This is a genomic window from Marinobacter alkaliphilus, from assembly GCF_055394375.1.
Genome location: NZ_AP043751.1, coordinates 2,153,924 through 2,167,906, shown reverse-complemented (window position 1 = coordinate 2,167,906; position 13,983 = coordinate 2,153,924). Strand labels below are relative to the sequence as shown.

The window sequence follows — 13,983 nt, the reverse complement described above, 5'->3', positions numbered from 1 at the left end:
CCGACCCCATGGCACTTTTCGACTGGCGAGCGCACTTTCTCCCGTTCATCGACTTCCTGCAACAAACCGGGCATGAGCCCTGGGCAGAGCGGCTTACCCGCCAACTGGTTGCCCGCTTTGAAAACAATCCCCACGGCGACCTGCCCCGCTGGCAAAGCGCACTGGATCTGTTACCCGAGGTGCCCGGCGTTGCCGCTGACCTGAACCGTCCCGCCATTACCCTGTCGGCGCCCGACCCACTGAACCAAGCACAAAGTGAAAGTCTGGAACAGGGCCTGCGGGGCCTGATGCCCTGGCGGAAAGGACCGTTTGACTTCTTCGGCACCCATATAGATACCGAATGGCGCTCAGACTGGAAATGGGATCGGGTTGCCCCTCATCTGTCAGACCTCAAAGACAGAACCATCCTCGATGTTGGCTGTGGCTCCGGTTACCACTGCTGGCGCATGGCCGGGGCTGGCGCCGGCCGCGTTGTCGGCATCGACCCCGGTCTGCTGTTCATGTTCCAGTTTCTGGCGGTCAAGGGTTATCTGGGTGAGGTTCCGGTAGACCTGCTACCGGTGCGAATGGAGGACTTACCGGACAACCTGCAGATGTTCGACACCACCTTTTCGATGGGTGTTCTGTACCACCGTCGCTCGCCCCTGGACCACCTTCTGGAACTCAAGGGCACCCTCCGCCCAGGCGGCGAATTGGTACTGGAAACCCTGGTGGTTGACGGTCCGGAAGGCTTCAGCCTGATGCCGGAAGACCGCTACGGCCAGATGCGCAATGTCTGGTTCCTGCCCAGTTGCCCCACCCTCTTACGCTGGCTGGACAGGACCGGGTTTCGCAATGCGCGGGTGGTGGATGTCAGCGACACCACCACCGAGGAACAACGGCAGACGGACTGGATGCGTTTCAACTCTCTGGCCGATTTTCTCGACCCGAACGATTCGAGCAAAACCATCGAAGGCTATCCGGGACCCAAGCGCGCAACCATCATCGCCGAGAAGCCCTGACGTAATACCCGAACATAAAAAAACCGCCTGAGGCGTGACAGCCAAAGGCGGTTTTTTTGTTCTTCGAGCTTACTCTCCGAACGGATGGCGCAGAGTAATGGTCTCCACCCGGTCAGGGCCCGTGGAGATAATATCGATCGGCGCTTCAATCTGCTCCTCCAGGAAGCGGATGTAGGCCTTGGCATTCTCTGGCAGCTGGTCAACGGTGGTCAGGCCTACCGTGCTCTCGCTCCAGCCCGGCAGCTCCTCATACACCGGTTCAATATCCTTGTAGCTATCGCAACCAATGGGCGGACGGGTAATCTCACCATTCGGTGTCTTGTAGCCAACGCACACCTTCACCGTTTCCAGGCCGTCCAGCACGTCCAGTTTGGTCAGGCAAATGCCAGACACGCTGTTGATCTGGATGGCGTGGCGCAGGGCCACCGCATCAAACCAGCCACAACGGCGTGAGCGGCCGGTGGTGGTGCCAACTTCGTTACCTTTTACCGCCAGGTGCTGGCCCATGTCGTCAAACAGCTCGGTCGGGAAAGGACCTGAGCCAACACGAGTGGTGTATGCCTTGGTAATGCCCAGCACGTAGTCCAGGAACATCGGGCCAAAACCGGAGCCTGTGGCGGTGCCGCCAGCGGTGGTGTTGGACGAGGTAACGTACGGGTAGGTACCCAGATCGATATCCAGCAGAGAGCCCTGAGCACCTTCGAACAGGATGTTTTCGCCGCGCTTGCGGTAGTCGTGCAGAATATCGGTGACATCTGCAGACATGGGCAGGATTTCCTCACCCATCTGCTTCAATTCGGCCAGGGCCGCATCGATGTCTTCCGCCTCTTCCTTGAAATACTCGGTCAGCACGAAGTTGTGGTAAGACATGATTTCCCGCAGCTTCACTTCAAAGTCTGCCAGATTGCACAGATCACCCAGACGCACGCCACGGCGTGATACCTTGTCTTCGTATGCAGGGCCAATACCACGGCCAGTGGTGCCAATCTTTTCGTTACCCTTGGCGCGCTCGCGGGCCTGATCAATACGCACGTGGGTACGCAGGATGATCGGGCAGGCCAGGCTGATCTTAAGGCGATCGCGCACGGCCACACCGTTGGCTTCCAGTTCACGGACTTCTTTCAGCAGGGCCTCCGGTGACAACACCACGCCATTGCCGATCAGGCACTGGACATTCTTCCTGAGAATACCGGAAGGGATCAGATGCAGCGCTGTTTTCTTGCCCTCGATCACCAGTGTGTGTCCGGCATTATGGCCACCCTGAAAGCGCACCACCGCAGCTACTTTGTCGGTCAGCAGGTCAACAATCTTGCCCTTGCCTTCATCACCCCATTGGGTGCCCAGCACAACAACGTTTTTACCCATGATTCTCTCTCAATTCAGACGAGCCGAAGGCTCAAGTCCTGCACATTAATCCAGTGAAACCGACACCCGGCGACTCAGGCCAGTGCCTCAACAACCCACTTACCATCCTTTTTGACCAGCTGACGATCGCAGCCACGCTCGGCCGGATTGGTGTCAGTGTCATCGGGCAGGGCCCGTACCACGGTTTCGGTCATTCTCAGGCCGGAGATCACACCTTCAAGGGCTGAATCCGCCTCCGCAGGCGCCCAGATGGCACCAGACCTTTTGGACGGACGTTCCCCCAGCGACACCAGGGCCCGGATATCGAGACTGAATCCTGTGGCAGGGCGAGCCCGGCCAAAATCACTGCCGATGGCATCGTAACGGCCGCCTTTGCCCACCGCATCACCATGGCCGGGCACATAGGTCGCGAACACCAGCCCGGTGTGGTAGTTGTAGCCACGCAGTTCGCAGAAATCGAAGCCAAGACTGACCTCTGGATAATCCCTGGCCAGCATCTCTGCCACCCGCCCCAACTGATCCAGGGCCGCATCCAGGGCGGTCGAGGCGCCGCTGAGAATCGAGCGAGCCTCGTCAAGTGCTTCCACGCCCCCGCTGACCCGGGCAAGCTCACGCAGGCGTGCACCGCCCGAACCGGCAGGGCAATCGCCCAGGAGCGCATCCAGCTCAGGCACCGATTTGCGTGCCATGGCATCGAAGACGGCCGCTTCGGTGTCCCGATCAAAGCCTGCCTCGGTGATCAGGCTCTCGTAAATCGATACATGGGCCAGATCCATATGCACACGGCGCAGGCCCGCAACCCGGAGCGCTTCCAGCATCAGACTGATCACTTCAAGATCGGCGGCTTCCGAGGCACTGCCAAACAATTCGCAACCGGCCTGGATCGGCGTTCGGCCGGTCAGCATATGGCGCGGACGGGTGTGCAAGACATGGCCGGCATAACAAAGCCGGGTGATGCCTTCGTGCCCCAGGGTATGGGCATCGATGCGCGCCGCCTGTGGCGTCATGTCGGCGCGCACGCCCATCATGCGACCGGTCAACTGGTCGGTGAGCTTGAAGGTTTGAAGCTCCAGGTCGTGGCCCGTACCGGTAAAGAGGGATTCAAGGTATTCAATGAGCGGCGGGATAACCAGCTGGTAACCCCAGCGCTGGCAGGTATCCATTACATCCCGTCGCAGGGATTCGATCTGTCCGGCCAGCGGCGGCAAAATGTCTTCCACCCCGTCAGGCAGTAACCAGCGATCAGATACAGTCATGAGATTCTGTTGTCCGTTTTTCCCGCGCCGGCAAAACACTCCGGGGGAATGACTCAGGATTTAGGATGCCAGGGGCTGAAAACCCAAAGCAAAACCGGCGAAATTCTACACCGTTGGCAGACACAAAAAAACCGGAATACCGAGGTATTCCGGTTTTTTGATCTTCAGAGCCGATCAGTTGGCGCCCATCGGGTCCTTCAGGAAGCGCATGAATGCGCTGTCGGAATCGATCACCATGATGTCATCCTTGCCCGAGAAGGTATTGCGATAGGCCTGCAGGCTGCGATAGAAGCTGTAGAATTCCTCGTTGGAACCGTAAGCATCTGCGTAGATCTGCGCAGCTTCACGATCACCGGCACCGCGGGTCTGCTCGGCTTCAGCAAACGCTGTGGCCAGAATAACCGTCTGCTGGCGATCTGCATCAGCCCGGATACCCTCGGCCAGCTCCTGGCCCCGGGAACGGAATTCCTGGGCCAGCTTCTGGCGCTCAGCAGCCATCCGGCGGAAGACGTTCTCACTGACCTGCCCCGGCAGCTCAATCGCTTTTACCCGGATATCCAGGACTTCGATACCGAACTCTCCAACCACGTTGGAATTCACCCGGTCACGAAGCGTGTTCATAAGCTGATCCCGCTGGCCGGATACCACTTCGTGCATGGTGCGAACACCGAACTCATCCCGCAGGCCATTATCGACCCGAGACAGAATCAGAGACCGAGCCCTGAATTCATCCCCGCCCGTGGAGCGGTAGAACTGATCCACGTTACGGATGCGCCACGCCACGTAGGAGTTTACGTCCAAAGGCTTCTTTTCCACCGTCAGGTACTGGCGAGACGGCAGGTCCATGGTCAATACCCGGATATCGAACTCGCGGATCTGGTCAATCACCGGCACCTTGAAGTGCAGGCCAGCCGGAATGTCGGTCTGGACCAATTCACCGAACCGCAGTTTAACGCCCCGGTGGGTTTCCGGGATGATGTATACACTTGACAGCACAAGCAGGACAACAATCAGAGCGCCTGCAAGGCCCACAACAGCTTTGGGTCCCATAACTTATCTGCTCCTCCGAATGTTGGTGTCCTGACGCGAGCGCAGCTCTTGCAGCACCTGGTCCGTCAGCATGCCGATATCGGCCTGGTTGCTGCCGCCAGATGAGCGGGAGCCGCTTGATGAACCACCAGTGCCTTGCATCAGACGATCCAGAGGCAGGTACATCATGTTGCCGCTGCTCTCGGTATCGATGAAGATCTTGCTGCTGTTCGCCAGCACCTGTTCCACCGCCTGAATGTACATGCGTTCGCGGGTAACCGCCGGCGCAATTTCATACACTTCCAGCAGCTGAGTGAAACGAGAGCTCTCACCTCGGGCACGCTCAACCACTTCTTCCAGATAGGCGTTGGCTTCTTCAATCAGACGCTGGGCCTGACCACGAGCCTCCGGTACGATCCGGTTGCGGTAGGTTTCGGCTTCTTCCTTCAGACGCTGCTCGTCTTCACGGGCGCGCTGAACCTCACGGAAAGCGTCCTGGACCGCTGAGGGCGGTTGGGTGCTTTCAACGTTGACGCGGACCACTTCAAGGCCGGCGCCGTATTCACGCAGGAAGCTCTGCAAACGCTGCTCTACACGAATAGCCAGTTCAGCCCGGCCTTCTGTCAGCACTTCGTCCAGGGTGGAGCTGCCCACTTCATGGCGCAGGGCGCTGTCAGTGGCAAACGACAGGGCCTCGTTAGAATCCCTGACGTTGAGAACGTAGTCACGGGCGTTATTTACCCGGTACTGAACCTGAAGATCGACCGTGACCAGGTTTTCATCCATGGTCAGCATCTGGCCACTGGACTGGGCGGTACGGACGTTGGTTACCCCGACCTTATACACCCGATCAATCAACGGCACCTTGAACCGCAAACCCGGGTTCTCGGTGGTGCTGTATTCACCAAAACGGAGCACAACGGCACGTTCCTGCTCGTCTACGGTGTAGAACGACTGAAAAATGACGTAGCCGAGCGCCAGTATGGCGGCCAGCGCAATGACGGCACCAAACCCGCCAGCACTGCCACCGGAGCTGCTACCGCCGGAATTGCCTGAGTTGCCACCTTTGCCACCCAGCATCCTGTTCAGCTTTTCAAGGCCTTTTTTCAGCGCCTCATCCAGGTCCGGTGGCCCCTGATCATTGCCGCGACGACCACCCCCGGTTCCCCAGGGATCGTTGTCGTTACGGTTTCCACCCGGTTCATTCCAGGCCATAGTTCTCTCCGTTCATGTATTATCGAATGGCTGCAAATACTAGGGATTTATCAACGCCCCGGCAATAGCTTGCGGCTTTCGGACTCATCGAATCTCCAGCCTGAGCGCTTCTTCCCTGACGCCCGCCCGGCTCAGCAACTGCATCCAGTCCCGGTTTTGCAACCTCACCTCCAGCACTGTATCACCGGTCTCCCGGTGTTCTTCACTCAACACAGACCCAGCCTCGTGCAGAAGGGCGCGAAGCTTGCCATCGGCCGGCCCAAGCAACACAAAGTGATGCACAACGTCCTCCGCCAGCCGTTCAACCAGCGCATCGAACAGAAGCTCAAGACCCTGCCCGGTCACCGCAGACACCCAGGCCCGAACGGGCACACCATCCTCGTTCCGGTCTATCCTGGGCTCAAATCCATCCAACAGGTCAATCTTGTTGAACACCTGAAGGACCGGTATTTCGTCCGCACCGATCTCCGCCAGCACGCTCTCCACCTGTTCCATGTTGTCATCGCGACGCTCGTCGTGACAATCAATCACGTGCAGCAGTAACGTTGCCTGAGTGGTTTCTTCCAGTGTTGCGCGAAAAGCCTCTACCAGCTTGTGGGGCAAATGCCGGATGAAGCCGACCGTATCCGCCACTACGACCGGACCAATATCCGGAAGTTCCAGACGACGCAAGGTTGGGTCCAACGTCGCAAACAACTGATCAGCAGCATATACGCTGGCTGTGGTGATTCGGTTGAATAATGTGGATTTCCCAGCGTTGGTGTAGCCCACCAGGGACAAGGTCGGAATATCGGCCCGTTTGCGGGCACGGCGGCCCTGGTCACGCTGTTTGCGGACTTTCTCAAGCCGCTTGTGAATAGACTTGATGCGTTCCCGCAGCAATCGACGGTCGGTTTCAAGCTGGGTTTCACCGGGCCCCCGCAGACCGATACCGCCTTTCTGGCGCTCAAGGTGGGTCCACCCTCGAACCAGCCTCGTTGACATATGCTCCAGCTGAGCCAGTTCCACCTGGAGCTTGCCCTCGTGGGTACGGGCACGCTGGGCGAAAATGTCCAGGATAACGCCGGTACGGTCCAGCACCCGACACTTGAGCTCCCGCTCGATGTTGCGCTCCTGACTGGGCCTGAGGGCATGGTTGAAAAGCACCACGTCCGCCTCGCTGGCGGCAACGGCATCGCGGATTTCGTCAAGCTTGCCTTCGCCAACAAAAAGCCGGGGGTTGGGCTGCTTGCGGGAGCCTGTCACCATCATCACCGGCTCAACGCCGGCGGAGGTCACCAGTTCCCGAAACTCACCGGGGTCTTCGGTATCATCGTGGGCGGTGAATTCTATGTGAACGAGAACCGCCCGTTCTCCAACGTCAGGACGCTCAAACAAGATAGGTTAAACTCCATAAAAACAAACACCCGCGGCCATTCGAGCTCTCGGGCTGTCCTGGAACGCGGGTGTAGAAACCGGAAACTCCGGAAAGATCAGTCTTCAGACTCACCTTCACCTGCCGGGTTCTGCGGCGGAAGGCGCACATTGCGAGCAGGGACCACAGTGGAAATCGCATGCTTGTAGACCATCTGGCTGACGGTGTTCTTCAGCAGAATAACAAACTGGTCAAAGGATTCGATCTGGCCCTGCAGCTTGATGCCGTTGACCAGAAAGATAGAAACCGGAATGCGTTCCTTGCGCAATGCATTGAGGTAAGGGTCTTGTAAAGAATGCCCTTTTGACATGTGAGTTCTCCTGTTTATAAGTAAGTGCAGATCGTCATTTTTCTGATTTAAATGTGGTGCCAAGGCCGCTTTTTTTCAAGGCATTAACCACCACTTGCGGATCACCGGCGTTCAGCCAGTGAACATTCGGCCATTTTCGCAACCAGGTCAGCTGCCGCTTTGCCAGTTGTCGGGTGGCGGCCACGCCCTTGTCGACGAAAGTCTGGTAATCACAGCTACCCGTCAGGTAATCCCACGCCTGCCGATAGCCAACGCAACGCATCGAAGGCATGTCAGGACTGAGATCACCCCGCTTCATCAGTGCACGGACTTCGTCCAGAAACCCTGCATTAAGCATAGCCTGAAAACGAAGCCCTATACGCCGATGAAGCTCAGAACGCTCGGCTGGAGCCAAGGCAAACTGGAAAACAGTATACGGCAGGCTCGGGGTTTCGTCTGCCTGCCAACGGGTAAAATACGTGTAATCCTCAATACCTGACACCGCCTCCTGTTCAGAAGTTCCCGATTGCGCCTGCCAGATTTCAGAAATGGGTCTGCCCGTCAGGCGAATAACTTCCAGTGCCCGCATCAGCCGCTGGCGGTTATTTGGGTGGATTAGCCCGGCGGCAACGGGATCAAGGCTTGTCAGTTCCCGGTGCAGGTGCTCCCAACCGTGCTCTGCCGCCTCCTGCTCGATGCGCGCCCGCAACTCCGGGTTAGCGGAGGGCAAGTCGGACATACCGTGCAACAATGCCTTGAAATACATCATGGTTCCGCCAACCAACAACGGGATGCGGCCGCGGCGGGTGATATCTGCCATCTCGGCAAGCGCATCACGACGAAAATCCGCAGCGGAATAGCTGTCGGCAGGATCACAGATGTCGATCAGGCGATGAGGTGCTCTGGCCAGTTCTTCGGCATCAGGTTTTGCGGTACCAATATCCATACCCCGGTAAATCATCGCGGAATCGACACTGATGATGTCACATGGGAGCATGTCACAGAGGGCGATGGCCATATCGGTTTTGCCGGAAGCCGTCGGCCCCATCAGAAAGATAGCCGGCGGCAGCGCATGCCCCGGTTGACGCTCAGTGTCCGACATGGAGTGACTAACGCCCCCTCAGGAACAGTTTGTCGAGTTCTGACAGCGTGACCAGAGTCCAGGTGGGGCGGCCGTGATTGCATTGGCCGCTTCGCTCGGTGGCTTCCATGTCACGTAACAGCGAGTTCATTTCCGGAATGGTGAGTTGCCGGTTTGCCCGAACAGAACCATGGCAGGCCATAGTGCCCAGCAATTCGTGAGTGACGGCTTCTACCCGGTCGCTCTGCCCATGCTCAATCAGATCCGCCAGCACGTCCCGGACCAGTTGTTCGGTGTCGGCGCCCCGCAGCAGCGCAGGAATCTGTCGCACAGCCAGGGTCTCCGGGCCGATTCGTTCAATTTGCAACCCCAGGTGCTGCAACTCCTCACCGTGAGTTTCCGCCAGCGCCGCCTCTTTCTGGCTTACCGCCAGTGACAACGGCACCAGCAGGGGCTGGCTTTTCAGATCTTGCTCGGCCAGGGCGTGCTTCATACGCTCATAGGTGATGCGCTCATGGGCAGCATGCATATCAACAACGATCAGGCCAGCCCGGCTCTGGGCAAGGATGTAGATGCCATGTAGCTGGGCGATGGCATAACCCAGGGGCGGCTCTTCATCGGTGTCTCGTGGAGGCGTGACCGCAACCGGCTGGCTGGCATGGTCAGGCCGGGAAGCAACCCCCCCGCCCTCATTCAGGGATTGATAGAACGCCATCTGGTCACTGGCCTTCCATTCCTGCTGCGGCTGGGAAGCCGACCCAACACCAAAGCCGCCTCCGTTGGCATAACCACCAGCTACGGGCGGCGCCCGATCGGGGAGCGATGCCCCCATCCCAGCTGGATGACCGGCGGGGTTGGCAACAACTGCCTCTGGCTCGCGCCCGAAAGACTGAGCGACCGCACCGCGCAAATGATCATCCGGGCGAACATCAGCCAGAGCCCGGTGCAGGGTGCGGAAGATAAAATCATGGACCAACCGACCATCCCGGAACCGGACCTCGTGCTTGGTGGGGTGCACGTTGACATCGACGGTGGCGGGATCCACTTCCAGATAGAGCACAAAGGCGGGGTGGCGGTTGTTGTAAAGCACATCCCGGTAGGCCTGTCGCACCGCATGGGCGACCAGCTTATCCCGAATGACCCGGCCATTCACGAAGAAGTACTGCAGGTCCGCCTGGCTGCGCGAGAAGGTGGGCAATGCCACCCAGCCCCAGAGCCGCAGGCCGGTCGCTTCCGCGTCAATAATAACGGCGTTGTCTATAAACTGCTGTCCGCACAGCGAACCAATACGTCGCTCCTTGTCGACCTCCGACTCTGCTGGCCGCAGGCTCTGCACCACACGCTGGTTGTGGCGCAGGGTAAAGCCAGCATCAAATCGGCTCAGGGCCTGCCGGCGAATACACTCTTCCACATGATTGAATTCGGTTTTTTCCGTTCGCAGGAACTTGCGCCGGGCTGGCGTGTTGAAGAACAGGTCACGGACTTCCACGGTGGTTCCCACCGGGTGCGCGGCCGGAGAAAGACGGGCATCCATATCCCGGCCTTCCACCTCCACTCGGGCAGCGGCTTCCTGGGCTTCGGTGCGGGACGTGAGTGCCAGGCGCGAGACGGAACTGATACTGGCCAGGGCTTCACCACGAAAGCCTAATGTACCGACAGCTTCCAGGTCATCGAGGGTCAGGATTTTACTGGTGGCATGGCGGCTGAGGGCCAGCGGCAGGTCGGCTTCGTCAATACCCGAGCCATCATCACGCACCCGGATCAGCTTGACGCCACCCTGCTCCACTTCAATATCAACCCGGCTTGCACCTGCATCCAGCGCGTTTTCCACTAACTCTTTGACGACGGATGCAGGCCGCTCCACCACCTCGCCCGCAGCAATCTGGTTGGCGAGCCGGGGCGATAGCAACTGAATGTGGGGCATATCCGGGAACTACCTCTTGATCAGGATGAGGGGATGCGAATGGTTTGCCCTACCATAACACGATCATCGGTCATCCCGTTAAAGCGCATTAACTCGCTGACGGTGGTCTGGTTCTGCCGGGCCACACCAGACAAGGTGTCACCCCGCTGGATACGGTACCGGCTAACCTGCCCGCCACCTTTCTGATTTTCCTTCTGCCAGGCCAATAGCGTGCCCGGTGGAGGCGTTCGCTGAAAATACTCGTGAATACCGTCCATGATGGCGTTGGCCAGTCGATTGCGATACCACTCGGTGGCCAGGTTCTGCTCTTCTTTCGGGTTCGAGATAAACCCGGCTTCCACCAGTATTGACGGTATATCCGGAGACTTCAGAACCGCGAAGGCCGCCTGCTCAACACCGGGCTTGTGCAACTTGGCAACACCGCCCAACTGCCCCAGCACAGAGCTCCCCACCCCGAGACTGGCATTGATGCTGGCGGTCATGGAGAGATCCAGCAGAACACCCGCCAGCATATCGTCGCGACCGTCCAAAGACACGCCACCAGCACCGCCAATCAGATCAGAGCGATTCTCGCTCTGGGCCAGCCAGCGCGCGGTTTCACTGGTCGCTCCCCGCTGGGACAGGGCAAATACCGATGCGCCACTGGGTTGAGGTGTTCTGAAGGCATCTGCATGCACCGAGACGAACAGATCCGCGTTGTACTTGCGCGCCAGCAACGTGCGATTGCGCAACCCGATGTAATAGTCCCCGGTGCGGGTAAGTTTGGCGGTAAAGCCCGGCTGCTTGTTGATCAGATCCGCCAGGGTTTTGGACATTCTGAGCACAACATCTTTTTCCCGGGTACCTCTGGGGCCTATCGCACCTGGGTCTTCACCGCCGTGGCCGGGGTCGATCACGATGATGATATCCCGCTTGCCGGCTGAATCCTGAGTCACCGTGGGGCTGGCAGCCCGTTCGAGACGGCTGCCCTTCTCGTCAATCAGGTCGACCACCAGCCGGTGCCCGTATTGCTGATTGGGCTCCAACACGAAACTGCGGGGCTTGATGTCGCTTTTCAGATCGAGTACCACTCTGAGGTCGCTGCCATTGCGCGGTGCGCTGCGGATCCGCTCAATCGGACTGCCACTGAGGTCCACTTTGCTGAAATCCGCTTTCAGGGAGGTATTTTTCAAGTCGATTACCAACCTCGAGGGCCCGGATAGCGCAAACACGTTGTGCTCCACACTACCGGCAGTATCAAGGACGAGGCGCGTGTGGTCAGGCGCGGGCCAGAGCCGCACGCCTTCAATCTGGGTAGCAGCCTGAGCGAGGTTAGCCGCCAGAGCCACCATCAAACACAGAAAAAGTCTCATGAATCAGGCCCTATCAGCTCTATTTGATTCAACAGGGAGGCGCCGAACTCCGATCGGGCACGCAGTACTACCGACCGGCCTTCTCCCTGCCGTTCCAGGTGGATTTCAAGATCTGGCTCTGGCAGAACACCCTCTCCCCGCTCCGGCCATTCAATCAGACAGAAACTGCCGCCCGAAAAGTAATCGCGGATTCCCATGTACTCAAGCTCCTCGGGATCGCCCAGACGGTAAAGGTCGAAATGGTATACCGGCGGGTCCAGGTCTTCATAGGGCTCCACAAGGGTATACGTTGGACTTTTAACCGCTCCCACATGCCCGAGCCCTCTCATTACACCGCGGCTCAGAGTGGTTTTCCCCATGCCCAGATCGCCATCCAGGAACACCACAATGCCCTGATCGGATGCCTTCACCAGCCCGGCAAGCTCACCGCCCAAGCGCTCTGTTTCCGCTTCACTCTCCAGAAACAACCGGCGTTCATTGCCGAAAATGCTCATAACGCCTCCTGGTCGTCACGGCTGTTCACCTTTTCTGCTTCCCACAGCACCTTTGGCAAGGCGCTGATTACATCCGTGGGCGTCAGCCCCATATAGCCATAAGTCTGCACCGCCTGGTCCGCCGCGGCCAGATGCAGAGCCGCAGCCATTGTCGTGGCCTGCTGGGGGTCCTTCAGCTGTGCCAGCAACGCGCCGGCGATGCCGGATAAAACATCGCCCATGCCCCCGGTCGCCAGGCCCGGATTACCACCAGGAACAATCACCGGAAGTGCCGAGCCACTGGCGATAACGGTACCCGCGCCTTTCAGCAACACCACCCCGCCCAGCATGGTTTGCAGCCGGCGGGCTGCAGACACCCGGTCCGCCTCAACGTCAGCGACATCACAACCCAACAACCGCGCCGCCTCGCCGGGGTGTGGCGTCAGTATATGGCTATCAGACACCACGGGCACTCGCCCGGCCATCAGATTGAGCGCGTCGGCATCCAACACCCGCGGCAGCCCGCTTTGTTCAACCTGTTGCAGCATCTGCTGCCCCCAGGCCAGTTTACCCGTGCCAGGACCACACACCACCACATCGGCCCTGGCCAATAATGGCGGCAATTCTGAGCCATGGATCAACCCGTGCACCATCAACGACGGGCAGCGGGCAAGCGCGGCCGTAACATGTTCCGGGCGGGTAGCCAGGGTAACCAAACCGGCCCCGGCCCGGGACGCCGCCTCGGCCGCCATGATACCGGCGCCACCAAAACCCCGGTCACCGGCAACCACCAACACGTGGCCAAAACGCCCCTTGTGGGCATCAAACGGACGGACAGGCAGCTGTTCCTTGCACTGGGCCCAGGACTGCAAGCGGGCAAGCGGCGGCTGGCCACTGCCAGAGATATCGTGGCCGGTATCAAGAGCCTCAAACACTACCTCACCGCAAACACCGGCACCGGCACCCGTGTACAAGCCAGCCTTGGCGCCAATGAAAGTCACCGTTACCTTGGCCTGAATCACATCACCCACTGAAGAGCCTGTTGTGGCATTCAGGCCGGACGGCAAATCCACCGCCAATACCGGCAAACCCGATTCATTAACCCGCCGAATCACACCTGCAAAGGGCTCCCGGGGCGAACCCGTCACTCCTGTACCCAGCATCGCATCCACCACCAGGGTTGCAGACGACAGATGTTTTTCCAATCCGTCTTCGCCCAGTTCGCCGATATCTTCAACACTGACACCTTCCGCACGGGCCCGGTTCAGCGCGTTAAGTGCGTCCCCGGCCAACTTACCCGTCGGTGCTACCGCAATGCACCGGGCGGCGATGCCATGCCTGTGAGCATTCGCAGCCACCAAGTAGCCATCGCCGCCGTTGTTACCAGCACCGCAAAGCACCAGAATCGACCCGGGGACAGGCCAGTGACGCAACAACTGGCGAAAGGCCGCCCGGGCAGCGGCCTGCATCAACTCAAAGCCATCAACGCCTTGCTGATCAATCAGGTAGCGGTCAATTGCTCGCACCGAGTCGGCGGAGTAGAGCGCTTCTGGTAGACTGCTTGCATTGCGTATTGGCATTCGC

The 13,983-nt window shown here is 59.0% G+C and carries 12 protein-coding genes; 1 reads left to right on the top strand and 11 read right to left on the bottom strand.

Going from position 1 to position 13,983, the window contains the following annotated elements:
• The first annotated feature begins 8 nt into the window (after positions 1–8).
• On the top strand, positions 9–1,001 hold the full coding sequence (gene cmoB / locus ACZ5Q2_RS09895; protein ID WP_061331572.1) for a tRNA 5-methoxyuridine(34)/uridine 5-oxyacetic acid(34) synthase CmoB: 993 nt from the start codon (positions 9–11) through the stop codon (positions 999–1,001).
• A gap of 69 nt (positions 1,002–1,070) precedes the next feature.
• Here the strand turns inward: cmoB and ACZ5Q2_RS09890 are convergent, their stop codons facing one another.
• The 11 genes from ACZ5Q2_RS09890 to ACZ5Q2_RS09840 form a co-directional block, all read right to left on the bottom strand.
• Positions 1,071–2,366 carry an adenylosuccinate synthase gene (locus tag ACZ5Q2_RS09890; protein WP_061331573.1) on the bottom strand — a complete coding sequence of 432 codons (1,296 nt, stop codon included), beginning with the start codon at positions 2,364–2,366 and terminating at the stop codon, positions 1,071–1,073.
• 74 nt (positions 2,367–2,440) lie between these two features.
• Positions 2,441–3,622 carry an ATP phosphoribosyltransferase regulatory subunit gene (locus ACZ5Q2_RS09885; RefSeq protein WP_061331574.1) on the bottom strand — a complete coding sequence of 394 codons (1,182 nt, stop codon included), beginning with the start codon at positions 3,620–3,622 and terminating at the stop codon, positions 2,441–2,443.
• 174 nt (positions 3,623–3,796) lie between these two features.
• A complete protein-coding gene (hflC, locus tag ACZ5Q2_RS09880; protein WP_061331575.1) occupies positions 3,797–4,672 on the bottom strand; it encodes a protease modulator HflC in 876 nt (291 codons plus the stop codon).
• 3 nt (positions 4,673–4,675) lie between these two features.
• Positions 4,676–5,866, bottom strand: a complete 1,191-nt coding sequence (hflK, locus tag ACZ5Q2_RS09875; protein ID WP_061331576.1) for an FtsH protease activity modulator HflK — start codon at positions 5,864–5,866, stop codon at positions 4,676–4,678.
• Positions 5,867–5,950: 84 nt separating this feature from the next.
• Positions 5,951–7,246, bottom strand: coding sequence for a ribosome rescue GTPase HflX (gene hflX / locus ACZ5Q2_RS09870; protein WP_227510115.1), 1,296 nt, complete (start codon positions 7,244–7,246; stop codon positions 5,951–5,953).
• A 92-nt stretch (positions 7,247–7,338) separates the two neighbouring features.
• On the bottom strand, positions 7,339–7,590 hold the full coding sequence (hfq, locus tag ACZ5Q2_RS09865) for an RNA chaperone Hfq (RefSeq protein ID WP_058092070.1): 252 nt from the start codon (positions 7,588–7,590) through the stop codon (positions 7,339–7,341).
• A 34-nt stretch (positions 7,591–7,624) separates the two neighbouring features.
• Positions 7,625–8,671, bottom strand: coding sequence for a tRNA (adenosine(37)-N6)-dimethylallyltransferase MiaA (miaA, locus tag ACZ5Q2_RS09860; protein WP_061331578.1), 1,047 nt, complete (start codon positions 8,669–8,671; stop codon positions 7,625–7,627).
• A 7-nt stretch (positions 8,672–8,678) separates the two neighbouring features.
• Positions 8,679–10,574, bottom strand: coding sequence for a DNA mismatch repair endonuclease MutL (gene mutL, locus ACZ5Q2_RS09855; RefSeq protein WP_061331579.1), 1,896 nt, complete (start codon positions 10,572–10,574; stop codon positions 8,679–8,681).
• A gap of 20 nt (positions 10,575–10,594) precedes the next feature.
• Positions 10,595–11,926, bottom strand: a complete 1,332-nt coding sequence (locus ACZ5Q2_RS09850; protein WP_061331580.1) for an N-acetylmuramoyl-L-alanine amidase — start codon at positions 11,924–11,926, stop codon at positions 10,595–10,597.
• A complete protein-coding gene (gene tsaE, locus ACZ5Q2_RS09845; RefSeq protein ID WP_058092074.1) occupies positions 11,923–12,420 on the bottom strand; it encodes a tRNA (adenosine(37)-N6)-threonylcarbamoyltransferase complex ATPase subunit type 1 TsaE in 498 nt (165 codons plus the stop codon). The genes ACZ5Q2_RS09850 and tsaE overlap by 4 nt, the downstream gene beginning before the upstream one ends.
• Entirely contained in the window at positions 12,417–13,979 is a 1,563-nt protein-coding gene (locus ACZ5Q2_RS09840; RefSeq protein WP_432210204.1) for an NAD(P)H-hydrate dehydratase, read from the bottom strand. The genes tsaE and ACZ5Q2_RS09840 overlap by 4 nt, the downstream gene beginning before the upstream one ends.
• Positions 13,980–13,983 lie beyond the last annotated feature (4 nt).